Source organism: Sphingomonas crocodyli, assembly GCF_004005865.1.
GTDB lineage: Bacteria > Pseudomonadota > Alphaproteobacteria > Sphingomonadales > Sphingomonadaceae > Rhizorhabdus > Rhizorhabdus crocodyli.
Map to the genome: position 1 here is coordinate 729,344 of NZ_SACN01000001.1, position 14,352 is coordinate 743,695.

Genomic DNA, 14,352 nt, shown 5'->3' on the forward strand with positions numbered 1-14,352 from the left:
GTGGGGTGAGCGCTGCAGGACCGGGAGGGTCAATGCCGTCGGGAGGCTCGCTTGTCTGGCTAGGCGGTGAGAGCTATGACATTCCCAGACCCGAATAGCTTCTCTACCGATTGCAGCGCCGTCGGCAACAAAGTCTGGGTCGCTAAGACAGCCAGCTTTTTCTTCGGCCTGGAAACCGCCACGTAAAAGAGGTTCCGCGCCCGATAATACCCCTTCTCGTTCTTCGCGGTGATGGCGCCCGTCGTCAGCAGCTCAAGCAGCTGTGGCCAGTTATAATGGTTCCACCCGCCGCCAAGCACGACGATGACGTTGTCGAACTCCGCGCCCTTAACGCTGTGCTGTGTCGCAAACGGCGTTTGGCCCTCGATAAATTCGGCGAGCCGCACCAGCTCCTGGTACGGCGCCTCTCGGACGAGGCCATGCTCCTGAAGCGAGCGCGGCAACTCCGCACCGTTTTCGGCCGCCGCAAGCTCCTGCTCGCGCCTAACAATCCGGTCCGGTAGCCGAGGTCGACCTGTTTCCTTCAGGAGGTCGACGACGTCGCCTATGCTTCCGTTGCCGCGCGCGTCCGCTAACGCGGCCATGTCAGTCGCCCACGCGACCTTGTCTTCGTGCGCGCTGAGCTCTGGCCGTGACCCAAGGATTCTGAACATGTCGCCGAAGCGCTTCTCGGTGAAGGCGCGACACATCGGCTCTACGGTGTCGACAAGGAACGCGATCAACGGATCCTCCTTCTTCGCGAAGGAGTCATTGTAACGATAAGCCTTGGCGATCGTGGGATAGCCGCGCTCAGCGGCAATCGCGTTATGCGTCAGCATGAGGATCTTCGTCTTCTCGGATGACAGATCCCACCCGTCCTCCTTCAGCCTTTCCGTCAGCTTCGCCATAAAATCCCGGCTGACCTCCGGCGGCGTGTCGTTCTTGGAAGACGAGCTGCTGGTCCGCTCACCGGTGTAGGAATTGGCATGAAAGAACCGCGCCTCGCCTTTAGCGTCGGGATCCTTGACGGCCTGCTTCAGCTCCGGTCGCAACGCGTTCAGCACGTTCACCACCGCGGGCACCGATCGAAAGTTCGAAGCCTTGTCGATCGGTTCAAGGGAGGGATATTCCGCCAGACCATAGTCGCTTCGATAGATTGTCTGCCAGTGATCGCCGAAGAAGCCGATCCTGGGACCGGTGCCGGTGGCTAGAAAATGCTCTGCCAGCGCCGCCATGAAGTGAGGGTCGGTGTCCTGATACTCGTCCACGAAGATAACGGGATATGTCGCGGCGAAAAGGGACCGAAATTTCGGCTTTCCAAGAAGTTGCGCCATGAACCGAGGGACGTCGTCGTGATGGAGCGTAATGTGCTTCTCGTCGATGCCGAAAAAGCCCAGCTGATACTCCACGATCTGGTCAGCGATCCCGCCTGCTTCCGCAATCTTGTCCTGTTTGTCCTCCATCCCAGCGACGAGCGCCCGCAAATCCTTCTGGAACCTGGACATGAACCCCCAGCAGAAAGCATGGATGGTCTCGACCAGGATCGCGGGGTGCTGCTCGATCTCTTGCGCGATCTCCTCCCGCGCCACCTCGGTGTAAGTTATGCACGCGACTTTCTGGCCTGCTCGCTGCAGGTCGCGGCCGCGCTCGTTGATGAGCTTCTTGAGCGCCTCGACGAGCGAATAGGTCTTACCGGCGCCAGCACCGGCTTCCAGCCGGAAGTTGCGGCCTTCGTCTAGGCACGCGTCTACCCGTTTCTGCGCCTCCTTGGCAGCTTCGACCGCAGGGTTCGTCATAGATCGTACTGCGGCGCGGAGCTTTCGGGCGCAGCCGGACTAAAGTCCGAGCCTGCCGCGATCGGCAGCGCGCCCGCGCCGACGCCAGCAAGCGGTGGCGGAGTTTCCGGAGGCGGGGGCGGCTCGGATAGCCAGGTCAGGCCTTGCTTGATGTATTTGGGAACGGCCCAATCCGCTTCCTGAATGGCGAACCGCAGGGCGGTCTCCGATTTGCTGAGGTCTTGTGCCATTTCCCAAGCGAGCAATCCGCGATCGCCTTCCTCAGGCAGGCCAAACCGCTCAGGATTTGCGAGGATCAGCGCATCCTCATAGCTCCGCCCGCACCAGCTCGAGCCGTCTTCCGGGACCTGGTAAGCGATTGAGCGATAGCGGGAGAGCTTCTCTTCCGGCGTCTTGGCGCAGAGCGCCTCGATACTGATCTGCTGGCCCTTGGGGACCGAGAACCAGTTTCGGATCGCGGCGTTCGAGCTGTGCTCGCCTTCGGCGCAAGGACATTTGACGGCGCGCGGCTTATCCTTGCTCTTGTCGATGCGAACCGCATCGATGTCGGTGATGATCAGGCTCTTCAATTCCAGGAAGTCGAGGAGTGGGTAGAAGATGTGCGCGTAGGCGCCGCCGACCTCGATCGTCGTGATATATTGGCGGCCAAGCTTCCGTTCGGGCGCGAGCTCTTCGTCCACAAGCCGCACGATGCGGGGCATCAGGATGCGCTCGGTGGTCCCTTCGACCAGGATCGCCTTGTCCGCAAAATACAGATCGCACTGGGTCAGGGTCATATACTGATGAAGGAATTCGCGATCCTCCTGCGGGATAGCGGCGCTGCCTTTGCGGAAATCCTTGACCTTGGTCCGCCGCGCCCCCGCCGCATCCTGGCTCGAACTCAGAAAATAGCGCACCGCTTCGAATGAGGCCGCGTTTGCGACGTGCGGCGAGTGTGTCGAGATAATGAACTGAACCTGCCAGACCGGCTCGCCGACATATTTGGCAGACAGTGCCGCGACGGCGGCGTTCAACTGTGCGATCAGCACCTCTTGCATCTGGGGATGCAGGTGCGCCTCCGGCTCTTCTATGAAGACGAGATGGGTACCGGGCCGGATCGAGCGAGCGCGATACGCCTTATGGAAGGTCTCGAGTTGCAACAGCATGTAGATCAGGTTGCGGGTGCCGAGGCCGTTATAACCCTCGGGAAGATGGACACCGTGCTGGCCGGTGTAGAAGATCTTCGTGTGGTCCGAGAGAAGCGTCTCGACGTTGAGCGACGTTTCAGGCCTGAGCTCAGCGTCGTTGAGACCTGGGAAGCCGAACGCGCTCAAAGCTGGCAGCAGGTCCTTCACCATCGTGTCGAAGTCGTTCTGAATCGTCTGTTCGATCTGACTCACAGAGGTCTTCAGCGCGGCCGCCAGGGCTTGGTCGCTCTCCGCGGCAGTCATCGAGCTCGCAGTCTGGAATAGCGTTCCTAGGAGCCGCCCTATCACTGCGGTATCGGTCGGCTTGCTGCTGTCGAGTGTTCGCTGCGCGCGCACGAAACCGCACTGAACGAGGGCGGACAGAGAGCCGGTGCCGTCGAGTACGCGGAAATTGGCCGGGTCCGTGGGGTCTATCGCCGTGACGCTTATGCGATACGCTCTAGGTAAGGTGTCACGAAGTTGACGGTAAAAATGCGCGACAGCGTCGCTGCCGGCCTCTGGCTCTTGAACATCGAACAAGGTCGCGAGCGACGCGGACGAAGCGCCATACTCGATCCGTGCGATGGCGGTGGAGCAGCTAGGATCAAGGTCGATCACGAAAGGTGCGAGAGGGCCGAGCTCACCGACCGAGGAATCATATTTGAACGTCAGTGTGACTGCGATCGCCGGAAGGAGAGCGAGAACATCCTCTGGGTTGCCGCCGGCTTCGCGCTTCGCCTTTGCTTCGAGAAACTTACCTCGGGTACCGGCCGAGAAATCCTCCAGCCTGAACTTGGGCCCGTGCTCCCCCGCGAGACGATCAAAGATTTCAGTGAGTGAGGTTTTGCCGCTGTTGTTCCGGCCGACGATGACCGTCGCGGTCGGTTCTAGCAGGAACTCGACGTCTTCCAAGAGCCGAAATCCCTGTACCTGGATCTTCTCAATAAGCATGGGTTCAATCTCGGCTTCGGATGTTGGTCTGACCAAAACGGGCTTACGGCGAGTGGATTTGAGCTAGCTGTGGCTCCGGTATTGCCGGTAGCAAGCGGACCCGCCCGGCGGCAGGTATTGCTTAAGCGGCGGCACGGAGGACGATCCTGTTTCCGGGCACGTGGCGAAAGGCGCGATCACGGCACGTCAGCAGGATGATCTGCATCCGCGTCGCTGCCTCTGTCAGGATCTCGATCATCGTATCGAGCCGACCATCGTCGGAATAAACCAGCGGATCGTCCAGGATCAGCGACACGGGCTTTCCTTGTTCAAGCAGCAGGTCAGCGAAGGCTATGCGAGTGAGCACGGCGAGCTGCTCCTGCGTGCCACGGGAGAGATTGGAGCAGCTTTCGTCGACGCCAGTGCGGCTGACGCTCGCGAGCGATAGATCCTCGGCAAAGGTAAGATCGCAGTCCGGCAGCAGTTGCGAGATGTACCGCTTCGCGCGCTTCGCGACCGGACCGACGAACTTGGCGGCAGTCTCGTTTCTTGCGCTTTCCAGTGTGTCACGGAGCAGCTTCAGCGTGTCTGCTTCCTCCGTGACCCGCTGGAGCGCGGAATTCGCCGCTTCGACTTCCTCTTGAGCCGCCGCAGCGCGATCGGCCAGGCCGAGGCCGCCTTCGCTCTCGATCGTGCCCTCAAGCCGGGCGATCTCGGTTTCCAGTCTCGTGCGCGTATCAGCGGCAACCCGGACGCGGGCGTCGATGACCTCGATCTTGCGATTGATCGCGCCGACATCATGCGCCGATGCGTTCCGCTCGGCCTCTACTAGGCGAACGGCCGCTTGCGCTGCCGTTTCTCGCGCTCGCTCGAGATCGACATCCAGAGTCGCCCATTCCGGACGAGCCTCAATCTCTTTGAGTAGGGCGGCCGCGTTGGCTAGGTCGCTCACCGCCCCCGCTTCGGCCAAAGCGAGCGGTGCGTCAGCTTCTTCAGCACGTCGTAGCGCCGCGATCGCGCTGTCCTGTGTCCCCTCGGCCCGCGCGAGCTTCGTGTCGGCCGCCTCGACTGCAGCGGTCAGCGCGCTCATATCGGGGAGCGCCGCGTCCGCCTCGGGTTCCTCGGGCTTGAGCTCTGCGACAAACAGTTTCAACGCATCAGCGCCGGCTGCGATCTGCAGCGTATCGTCGGCAGGTGTGGCCGCTTCGACCCGTGCAGCAAGTGTGCGAAGTTCAGCGGCAGCATCGCGAGCCGCCTCGTTGCGAGATCGAGCAGTGGCAAGGTCGGCTACGTGAAGCTCGTCGAGCGCAGACTTCCGTTTGAGGATTGCCGCAGCGAGGGTCTCCTCAGCGCTCGCAGCCGCGGCCGGCGGGCTGACGATCAAGAGGGTCCCTCCGATCTTTATGCTGGCCGGGCGACTGATGGTGCGCTCGCCAACGGGCATCGGCTCGCCGTCGATAGTTACCCCCTGGATGGCGCCGGACAGCGTCAGTCGGGTCGCGCCCGCTTCCACGACGGCTTGAGCCTGGTTCACCGCACGATCGTTCGCTTCGAGCGCTTCGATCGCCTTGGCCGGAATGGCGGTTGCGGCGCGCGCCTTTGTCTCGCCATGCAAATGCTCAAGCTTCAGCAGCTCATCATGGCGACGGCGCGCCGCGGCGATCGCCATCTGGCGACGGCTGAGGCGAATAGCCTGTTCGCCCGCTGCAAGCGCCGCTCGGGTGTCATGACGCTCGCCGCGCGCCGCTTCGAGGTTCTCGCGTGCCGTAGCGACCTTGGTTTTGCCATTCGCAAGCGCCTCGCGGAGCTCGGCACGTTTTACGCGTGCTGTTTCCACCGCGGTCGTGGCGCTATCGCGCGATATCGTCGCCGCCGCGTGGCGAGATTTCAGATCTTCCAGTCCCTTCAGTTTCGCAACGGCCGCCTCCTGCTCGGCCTTTCGCGTCGATAGGATTTGCGCGGCCGCGCGGGCGATCTCACGAGAATCGACAAGCTCCTTGCGCGTTTGCCCATCGGTCTCGTCCGCAATCTCCCGTTGGATGATTTTGAGCCGCCCGCGCGCGGCATCGAGGTCGGAAAAGCTCCTCTCCAAAGCGGCACGGCGTTCACTCGCCTCTCGTGCGGCCGCGATCGCAGCGTCAGCCCGTTCCCGCGCGTCGTTCTGCCGGCCGCGCCTCTGGCCGGTCGGCGACCAATAAAGCTCATATTGTGCGTCGATCCGTTGGCGCACGCGCCGATAGGCGTCTCCGCCCATGATCGAACCGACCTCGGCTTCGAGCGTGGACGCGATCGTGTCGCGAACGATCTGCCCCGGACCCGCGACGGCGAGCGCCTCGGTTTGCGCGACCCAAAGCAACCCCAACGCCCCATATGTCGAAACGTCGCCCCCGCGACTGGTGTCACGGACCGAGCCGAACAGCGTGTTGAGCCGAGCTTCCGCGTCATCGCCTTGGGCACGACCCAGAGGACCTGAAATCTCAAGCGACGGGCTCCTGAGGAAGCGCTTCGTGAGCGACCAGGGAGAGCCGTCGACGTCGAAGCTCACCTTAATCTCGGGACCAACTGCCTCGCCGTAGGGCGCGAAGGACTGGGCGAGCTGATTGCGGGTGTTATGGCGGACGAAGAAGGCGGCGCGCAGCGCCTCGAGCAGCGTCGATTTCCCGGTTTCGTTCGGTTCGATGACGATGTTCAATCCGCCCGATAGATTCTCGATCAAAAAGGGCGTTCGGAATTTCCGAAAGCCATCGATCGCGATTTGCCGGATGACGAGGCTCATGCCTGCTCCTCTCGGCTATACTCGACGAACAATCGTTCGAGCGCGCGCTTCGCGATGACGCCGTCCGGGCCGCCAGCGTCGATCTTTGCGTTGAGCTTTGTCGCGGCGGTCCCAAGCATCCCTTCCACGGACAGTGCAGCCAGGTCTTCTTCACGGGGGCGTCCGACCAGGTCATCCGGGCGAACGGCCAGATGCCGCAGGCGATGACCGAGATCGTTCTCCAGCCGCGCGAGCATCGCGACCCGGTCGCCAAGGCTGGTTATGCCCGCCAGGCTTAGCTGCAGAAGCGTGTTCGGCGCGTCGACTTTGGCAAGGAGCTCGTCGCACTCAGCATCGAAGGCAGCCTTATCGTTGACCGTCCAATCGCGGTTGAGCCATTGAAAGCGGCCCGTTCGGATCGGCGTCACGGTGGGCGCGATGTCGGGGTGGACTTCGACAACGAGCGCGCCGCCTGGTTCATCGCGCTGGAAGCGGTCGGTTTCCGGAGTTCCGGAATACCACGTCCGCGCATCAACCTTGAGGGTCCCATGCCAGTCGCCGAGCGCGAGATAGTCGAGGTTTGACAGCCGGGCACGGTCCGGCGCGATCTGGTTTTTCGTCTCTCCGCTCGATCCGAAATCACGGATCGAGCCGTGTGCGATGCCGATGCGCAGCCGGGCGCCCGGCGTCTCCATCGCCTCAAAGAGCGTTGTCGGATCCTCCAGGTTGTGCCGGTGGATTAGCGGTGCGGGCAGCAACCAGATCTGCTCTTCGAGCTCGCGGGGTTCGGGTTCCGAGAGGATAGCGATCTTGTCGCCGGCGCGTTGCCGAACGCGATCCCACAGGCCACCATTCCGCGCGAAGTCGTGGTTCCCGGGCAGTAGCCACCAGCTGCAAGCGTGTCGGTCCATGCGCGAGATCGCCTGCACGATGGTGCGATCTTCCGGGCCTTCGGTGTCGAATATGTCGCCAGCGACAATAACGTGCTGCGCGCCATGTTCGGCCGCGGCTCTCCCAAGCGCGTCGATGGCGTCGAAGCGGGCTTCCGTCAGCGCCCCCCGAACATCGGGATCGAAGCGGCCGAAAGGTTTGCCGAGCTGCCAGTCAGCGGAGTGCAGGAATTTCATGTCGCTGTTATAGCGTCCCCCGTCGCAGACCGACACCCCACCTGCTTTCATCAGGCGCAGCTCTTTCGTAATCTGCGAGAGTATAGCAACCCGACCGCCGGTGATTCACAAACGGCAGCTTTGTACGGTCCGTTCTCTGCAAGCAGCCCTTCAGCAACCGGCCCCATAGCGGTCTTATACAGGTGAGGACTGCGATCGATATATCCACCAGGATTTACTCGCGGACCTCCGATATTTGGTCTCAAGACGTCGTAGTGTGCGCCTTCACCCATGCGCGCCGTATGGCAAGCCCTTTCAAGCAATTGTCGAGCATCCGACGAATGGGCGGACTGTTCTGATCGATCTGCACAACCGCGTCGCCATTTTCGAGCGGAAGCTGCACGGCCAAATGCTTGCCCCGTGCTGCAGTCTCGGCGAAGTAGAGTTGTTCGTACAGCGTCAGCGAGATCAATTGGGCCACATTGCTGTTGCGCATATCGCTGTCGATCATGTTGAACGCCGGCGCTCGGTCGACGCGTACGGAGAAGGATGTTTGCTGGTCGCCCTTGTCGGTGATCCTGCGTCGGAAGTTTTCCGGCTGGCCAATCTCGTTGAAGGTGACGAAGTCGTAGACCAAGCCCTGATCACCGGTGCAGGTGATCGCCACTTCGACCATGAAGGGGGCGGCGGCGATGCGGGTGGTGGCGGTGGCCACTTGCAGATCCGTCATGGGGTCGCGCTTGGCGCCGATCGTCCAACCGGTCGGCTGAAGATGCGCAACGTCGTCGCCCATTTGCTCTAACTGAGCCACAGCCTGCTCGATCCCGTTGGCAGTCTCGTCGACCCATTGTTGCACAGCTGCCTGCGCCCCCACGCCGTTGGCCTGTTCCTGCTGCTCATCGGCCTCTTTGGCCTCCTGTAACCAACCGATTGCCGCGAACATCAGGATGCACAGCGCGATGAGCCCAAGGAGTGCAAAACTCCGGACGAGCAACGAATGCTGCGGCTGGGCCTCGGCGTCGTTTGTGGTGGCGGTGGCGGAGATTGTACCGCTGGTGTTGATCGTAGTGTAGGTGGGATTCGCCGCATCGAGCAGTGTGCGCTTCTCCTGCTCGAACTCAGCCTGCGTGATCATGCCGGCGGTTCGCAGCCGTGCCAGCCGCTCGAGGCGCTCGGTAACGTCAGTCATTGGGCGGACAGTTTACGACGTTGAGCAAATAGAGGACGGTGAGGTTCTCGCGGCTCATGACATAGCCCCCGACCTTGCCGACCTTGAAGGTGACCTTCATGCCCGGCTCGAGATTGGGGAGGTCTGCGACGTCATGAGCCGTCTCCTGCTCGGACAGATGCAGCTTCAAGGCTTCTGACGAACGGTTGACCAAGGTCACCGCACTGCGTGGGCAGACGTCGCTACTGTTGTTCGCGTCGGTGGTTTCCCCATCGAAGGTCCACGGATTGGCCAAGGTGGCATCCAAGATCGTGATTTCGGTGCTGGCATAGGGTTCGGCTTCACCGACAACGGGTGTGGTTTCCGTCGCCTCTGCATCCGCTTCCGGCGCGGCTGCATTATCCTCGGCTGGCGCGGCGGCATTCGTCTCGGCTGCATCCGCTGTAGGCCGCGGCTCGGAGATCAAAACGCGCAATAGGAAATAGGCTCCGATCAGCACGATCGCGAGCAACTGGATCCCCCAGAACCAACGAAAGACACGCCGCATCCCCCGCGTCTGATGCCAACTCGTCGCCCATGCCCCCATAGGCTCAGGTTCTGGTTCGATGCTTGATGCGCTCGGTGCGCCCTGGCCCAGCAGGAATTGCTTCTGCTGCTCGAACTCGGCGTCGGTCAGCACGCCTTCGGTCTTGAGCCGCGCAAGGCGCTCCAGCGCCTCGATCCGGTCGGTCATCGGTTGCCCCCTATGTCCATCAGGGGCAACGGCCAAAGCCGGATGTTGAGAACACTGGCACTGCTCAGCGCGCATGCGCCTTTACCGTTGCCGGTTGGACATGCGCGCATGCCACCCGGCCGAATAGGCTCGACCGAGGTGCAGTACGAAGAGGTTCTCACGCCCCACCCCCGAGTATCGCGGAGGCGGTGTGTTTGTAGGCGGGCGGTGTGTAGGAAGGCAATGTCGTATCGCGCAGATTTGGTTCGATGCGCCCCGCTGCTGTCAAATGCGGTCATGCTCGTCTCCCGCGGCTCAATTGTTGACGAACCAAGGCCTGTGCGGCGTGTTGATCTGCTCAGGGCGCACGCCACGATCCCGCGGCCCCCAATAGTCACGGCCCGATCTGAGAATGCGATGGTCACTCCCGCGTACGGCGTCGGGCTCGGGATCGATCAGGAAGAGGCTCCCGTTGATCGCCCGAATGACCCCGTGCCCGTGCGAACCGCGTCCCGTCCAAAAGAACACCCGCTGGCCGATGGTTAGGTTGTTCACCGCTCGGACGTGGTGGGGTTGTCCGGCATCTCGACGATGATGCCACTGGCTCATGCAGCACTGGCGTACCGTGAAAGCGGGGCCGTCCCGACGAACAGGGCGTCGCGCTCAATGGGGAGGTTGAGCATCCCCCGGATCGAGGCGAGCTCGGTCAGGCTGACATAGCCAAGCTCGGGTTCGCTCAATCCGAGATCGCATAAGCCGAAGGCCCGATCAGGTTCGACCGGATCAATCTCGGTCAGCAACCAAGTGGCGGCCGCATCGGGGGTGAAGAGCTTGACGACGGGTGGAGGATCGATCTGCTCCCCGGCCGCGGTGCGTCGCCCATTGGCCAACAATTGTGCGAAGTCGGCGGGGGTGAGGAAGGGGACAATGATCATCGTACCGTCTCCTCCTGTGGGCTTAATGCGTGGCTGGTGGTGGCTGGCACGGGGTCGCCCTCGACGATGAGCGGGGGCACGATGAAATTGGCCCGGCGGAAATGATCGAGGATCGCGGTGTAGGAACCCAGACGTGTGACCGTCTGCAGATCGATGAGCACCCGGTTATCCTTATCGGCGGCGTAGGAACGGGGTTGGCCGACGGCAGGATCGAAGACCACCCGTCCCGCTTCCCACCCTCCGGCACAGGCACTGGACCAGCGGACGAAGGGGATGTTGTGCGTGATGCACCAGCGCTCCAGCTCTTCGAACTGCGCGCCGGGCACATCATGGTCACATAAGAAGAGGGGTTGGCCGACGGTGCGGTGATGCGCATCGAAGAGCGGTCCACACCAGTGGGTAGAGAGACCCTCCCCGACAATGACGTCGACGAGGGTGCGGTAAGCGGCCTCACTGAGGGTGCCGCCGAGGATGATTGTTGCTGCTGCACGATTGGCCATGTCGGGTCTCCTCAAGCCGCTTGCTGATCGACGAGCTGGAGCGGTGCGGGCTTAGGAACCGGGGTCCACTTCTCGACGCGCTTGTGGATGGCCTGGGCGACGGCCCGGTCGATGCGGCCCCAATCGAGATAGCGTTCGAACAGGGCCTGGGCGGCGTTGGACGCGCCGGCAAAGTGGAGCGCGGTGACGAAGGCTTCGAGGGTGATGTGCCGGTAGGGGACTTGGCCATCTGTGGGCGGGTTGAGGAAGGCGGTGTAGAGATCGGCCTGACGCTGGGCGTGGTCATGGGCGGCCGGGGCAATGCTCACGAAGATGGCCTCGGGCCAATCCCCGCGCATGACGGTCGCTTGAGCTAACAGATGCTCACGGAACAATTGCTGGAGGGGATTTACACGAAGGGCGGCGTGCTGGGGGTCTTTGAACAGACCTGAGGCTTCGGCAAGATCATCATAATGACCCGGGGCACAGGCGGCGGAATCGTGCAGGCTCTCGGTATATTTGAACTCAAAGGCGATGACGGCCGGCTTGGTCTTGGCACTGCGTCCCTGGCGGCGGTTGACGAAGGCGCAGACATCGAAGGCGGATCGGTCCCCGGTGAGGGTGGGGTCTGACCGTCCGGGGGAATGTTCGAAGCGGATATGGTCGACGCTGGCGATGTTGAGCTCGGGGAAGAGCTGGCACAGGACGCGCGCGGCCAAACCCAGATCGAGGGCGAGCATTCCCATGACGTTGATGCTGAGCCCCGTCGAGCCGAGGGCGTTGGCGAACACGCGCCCCGCGTCAATGAACGCGCCGGGCTCTTGGTAGGCGACGACATGCTGGGCGAGGTTGGCGAGGTCCGGACTAAGAAAATTGCGACCGGCTTGGGCGGCAGTAATGCTCAGCCGTGATCCGAGGCGGCGGGGTCCGTTGCGTCCCTGATGATAGCCGGTCGGGATCTTATGATCGGTGAGCCAGAGGACCTGCAACAAGCGGGCACAGGCTTTGAGGCGACTGTCGTGACGCTCATGCACATGGAAGCGCTTCAACAGCTCGACGGGCACGATGGGCAAGGGCGCGGTCACGGGCCGGGTGGACTGCGACATAGGGTCTCCTCGTCAAAGGCCCCACACGGGGCGGGCGAAGAGGGTTCATTGGGCTAGCGTCTTTGTGGACAGAACTGGCTGAACATTGCGGCTGAACCCCGCCTGAAGTGGTGGTCCCGCCTGGAGGTCGTCGCTCGCGCTTAACCCGGCATCTGGCGCTTTGGCCCGCATTTTACGCCGCTATTTTCAAATATTTGCAGTGCGCTCTATCAGCCTTCTTACGGCGATGGCCCTACTCTCGAGCCACGAGTGATTGCGCCGCAACGGTCGAGGCGAGATTGAAAATGGCTACCCGAACGACTGATCAAACATGGTTCGGTGCATGACCCAGGGGCAGGGTGTAGTGGTAGAGGTAAATTGTAGTAGAGGTAAGTGGTAGTGGTAAGGCGTAGTTGTAGAGGTAGGGCGAAGCCATATAGCTCTGCCCGAACAGCGGCCACTCTCTCATTCGGCGCCAACTCTGCGAGCGTTTTTGAACCGTGACTTCACAAACAACATTTGGCGAGGCTAGCGGCTCGAACCACTTCACAGAACAAGGGTGGCGCATCCGTGAAGCATGATGAGGGGCGCCCGCTCACCCGGTACGATTTCGACAGCGCAGAAGATTGGCTTCGCTATTGCCACCAAAGCGGCATCGACCTGGTGGACGTAACAGAGGGTGGGCAATTTAACGGGGTGCACGGAAGCGGACCTTATGCGTCCCTCCTCGCCGGCATCTACGGCCACAATCGACAGGAATATAAGCGCGCGTGGGAAGGCAGGGTCACAGACGCGATAGGGCTGACGCAATTCAAGCGGGCTTATCGCGCGGTAGCCTTTGCCAATTGTTTGGGTCTTATCCTCAACACGAAGGTTGATGTAACCTGGTCCACGGTCGGCGTGCGCAACGACGCGCAGATCGCACAGCTTCAGAATCAACTACTCGACGTGCTTCGCGGATGGTACCGGCGGAAGGGTGTACCGGCAGCCTGGTTGTGGGTGCTCGAAAATGGCCAGACCCACGGCGTGCACACCCACCTCTTCTTTCACGTGCCGGACGATCAGGTGATCGACTTCAAGAGCACGAACGGCTTCAACGAATTTCTCCGTCGCCGGCTCCAATATATCGTGAAGCGGCCTCTGCTACTGACGCCGGACTCCAAAACGGTGCGGATCAGTCATGTTAATGGTCGGCAGGTCGGCTGGCAGTGGGAGCGCTTCCGATACATGATGAAGGGCTTGCGCGTGGTGGATCGACGCTCACCACATTCAGATCCAACTCGGCGCTTTGCGGCCAGGGGAAAATTGAGGCTTGCTGACCAAGGTCGCGTAATGGGCCGACGGGTCGGTTTTTCCCCTTTGCTGCAGGATCGATCGATCGCGCTGTGGCAGCAACGCAACGCATTACCAGATTTGAATGTCGGCCACTCCGGCCCGATTGCCTATGACGGTCGCTTTCTCGCTTGGTATGACGATCACGCCCATCTCCTTCGTTAGACAACTGGTTGGTGGGGCGGCGATCTCTCGCCTTTCGCGACATCGATAGACGCCAGCGGTCTCGAGACCCGGAGCTCATTCGCCTCGATGGCTCTCCTAGGCTTCGGGCCAATTCTGGCGATGTTCCGAGAGAAGTCGCGCCATCTCGTCGTGATCGGCGCGGTCGTGCGGGGACACATACCAGTCGCTACTAGGATCATCGAAACTTTCGCCGGCAGGGAGCAGTTCTGCCGCCTCGGCTGCTCGCACCCACCAGCATCGGCCGCCGGGATATGCATCGAGGCGACCGGCTTTAATGAGCTCCGCCAGTGGCAGGTCGCCATCGGCGAACCAGGCAACCCGAAGATCGTAGGGCCAGGGCGGAAGATACTTGCTCATCTGGTGCAGCGTCTTGGCTCGCTCTCGCGCGGCCACAAGGGCTTGGATGTCCATCGTCAGCACCTTCGGATCGGCTTCATCAACCGGGTCGTCCCAATATGCGATGCGGCGTTTGGCCGTCGGTGGCACGAAGTAGATGCTCTCGGGATCATGTAGTCGTCGGCCGAGACCTGCATGACTAACCAATGCAACGTAATCGACCCAGGTCTCCAACCTGGGCGACGTATAATAGCGAAGCATGCGCGACCCGATGCCGGCCTTGGCCAGATCGGCGATTGGCCGCGGGAGACGGTTTATATTCACGTCGAATCCGAGCGGCAGGTCAGGCTCTTCGCAACCGAAGATATTGATACGCATAGTGAAGCT

General features: G+C 61.7%; 11 protein-coding genes. 1 reads left to right on the top strand and 10 read right to left on the bottom strand.

The window, feature by feature from the left end:
* Nucleotides 1–59 precede the first annotated feature (59 nt).
* From EOD43_RS03520 to EOD43_RS03560, 9 genes are all read right to left on the bottom strand, one after another.
* Nucleotides 60–1,775 carry a UvrD-helicase domain-containing protein gene (locus EOD43_RS03520; protein ID WP_127741137.1) on the bottom strand — a complete coding sequence of 572 codons (1,716 nt, stop codon included), beginning with the start codon at nucleotides 1,773–1,775 and terminating at the stop codon, nucleotides 60–62.
* Nucleotides 1,772–3,892: an ATP-dependent nuclease gene (locus EOD43_RS03525; RefSeq protein ID WP_127741139.1), complete on the bottom strand. Its 2,121-nt coding sequence runs from the start codon at nucleotides 3,890–3,892 to the stop codon at nucleotides 1,772–1,774. The genes EOD43_RS03520 and EOD43_RS03525 overlap by 4 nt, the downstream gene beginning before the upstream one ends.
* Nucleotides 3,893–4,013: 121 nt before the next feature.
* On the bottom strand, nucleotides 4,014–6,647 hold the full coding sequence (locus EOD43_RS03530) for an AAA family ATPase (protein ID WP_127741141.1): 2,634 nt from the start codon (nucleotides 6,645–6,647) through the stop codon (nucleotides 4,014–4,016).
* A complete protein-coding gene (locus tag EOD43_RS03535; protein WP_127744605.1) occupies nucleotides 6,644–7,753 on the bottom strand; it encodes a metallophosphoesterase family protein in 1,110 nt (369 codons plus the stop codon). Before EOD43_RS03535 ends, EOD43_RS03530 begins: the two co-directional genes overlap by 4 nt.
* A gap of 241 nt (nucleotides 7,754–7,994) precedes the next feature.
* Nucleotides 7,995–8,921, bottom strand: coding sequence for an SHOCT domain-containing protein (locus EOD43_RS03540; protein ID WP_127741143.1), 927 nt, complete (start codon nucleotides 8,919–8,921; stop codon nucleotides 7,995–7,997).
* The gene (locus EOD43_RS03545; RefSeq protein WP_127741145.1) at nucleotides 8,914–9,633 is read right to left on the bottom strand and encodes an SHOCT domain-containing protein; all 720 of its coding nucleotides are present in this window, start codon (nucleotides 9,631–9,633) and stop codon (nucleotides 8,914–8,916) included. The genes EOD43_RS03540 and EOD43_RS03545 overlap by 8 nt, the downstream gene beginning before the upstream one ends.
* 584 nt (nucleotides 9,634–10,217) lie before the next feature.
* Nucleotides 10,218–10,547 carry a DUF2958 domain-containing protein gene (locus EOD43_RS03550; RefSeq protein ID WP_127741147.1) on the bottom strand — a complete coding sequence of 110 codons (330 nt, stop codon included), beginning with the start codon at nucleotides 10,545–10,547 and terminating at the stop codon, nucleotides 10,218–10,220.
* Complete coding sequence (locus EOD43_RS03555) at nucleotides 10,544–11,047, bottom strand: hypothetical protein (RefSeq protein ID WP_127741149.1); 504 nt, start codon at nucleotides 11,045–11,047, stop codon at nucleotides 10,544–10,546. Before EOD43_RS03555 ends, EOD43_RS03550 begins: the two co-directional genes overlap by 4 nt.
* Nucleotides 11,048–11,058: 11 nt before the next feature.
* Complete coding sequence (locus EOD43_RS03560; protein WP_127741151.1) at nucleotides 11,059–12,132, bottom strand: PGN_0703 family putative restriction endonuclease; 1,074 nt, start codon at nucleotides 12,130–12,132, stop codon at nucleotides 11,059–11,061.
* 549 nt (nucleotides 12,133–12,681) lie between these two features.
* On the opposite strand from EOD43_RS03560, the gene EOD43_RS03565 reads away from it, so the two are divergent.
* The gene (locus EOD43_RS03565) at nucleotides 12,682–13,608 is read left to right on the top strand and encodes a hypothetical protein (protein WP_127741153.1); all 927 of its coding nucleotides are present in this window, start codon (nucleotides 12,682–12,684) and stop codon (nucleotides 13,606–13,608) included.
* A 96-nt stretch (nucleotides 13,609–13,704) separates the two neighbouring features.
* Here the strand turns inward: EOD43_RS03565 and EOD43_RS03570 are convergent, their stop codons facing one another.
* Complete coding sequence (locus EOD43_RS03570) at nucleotides 13,705–14,343, bottom strand: hypothetical protein (protein WP_127741155.1); 639 nt, start codon at nucleotides 14,341–14,343, stop codon at nucleotides 13,705–13,707.
* Between the last annotated feature and the right edge of the window lie 9 nt (nucleotides 14,344–14,352).

Excerpts from the sequence above, each read along its gene's own strand:
- EOD43_RS03520 (WP_127741137.1), bottom strand. The coding sequence starts at position 1,775 with ATGACGAACCCTGCGGTCGAAGCTGCCAAGGAGGCGCAGAAACGGGTA.
- EOD43_RS03525 (WP_127741139.1), bottom strand. The coding sequence starts at position 3,892 with ATGCTTATTGAGAAGATCCAGGTACAGGGATTTCGGCTCTTGGAAGAC.
- EOD43_RS03530 (WP_127741141.1), bottom strand. The coding sequence starts at position 6,647 with ATGAGCCTCGTCATCCGGCAAATCGCGATCGATGGCTTTCGGAAATTC.
- EOD43_RS03535 (WP_127744605.1), bottom strand. The coding sequence starts at position 7,753 with ATGAAATTCCTGCACTCCGCTGACTGGCAGCTCGGCAAACCTTTCGGC.
- EOD43_RS03540 (WP_127741143.1), bottom strand. The coding sequence starts at position 8,921 with ATGACTGACGTTACCGAGCGCCTCGAGCGGCTGGCACGGCTGCGAACC.
- EOD43_RS03545 (WP_127741145.1), bottom strand. The coding sequence starts at position 9,633 with ATGACCGACCGGATCGAGGCGCTGGAGCGCCTTGCGCGGCTCAAGACC.
- EOD43_RS03550 (WP_127741147.1), bottom strand. The coding sequence starts at position 10,547 with ATGATCATTGTCCCCTTCCTCACCCCCGCCGACTTCGCACAATTGTTG.
- EOD43_RS03555 (WP_127741149.1), bottom strand. The coding sequence starts at position 11,047 with ATGGCCAATCGTGCAGCAGCAACAATCATCCTCGGCGGCACCCTCAGT.
- EOD43_RS03560 (WP_127741151.1), bottom strand. The coding sequence starts at position 12,132 with ATGTCGCAGTCCACCCGGCCCGTGACCGCGCCCTTGCCCATCGTGCCC.
- EOD43_RS03570 (WP_127741155.1), bottom strand. The coding sequence starts at position 14,343 with ATGCGTATCAATATCTTCGGTTGCGAAGAGCCTGACCTGCCGCTCGGA.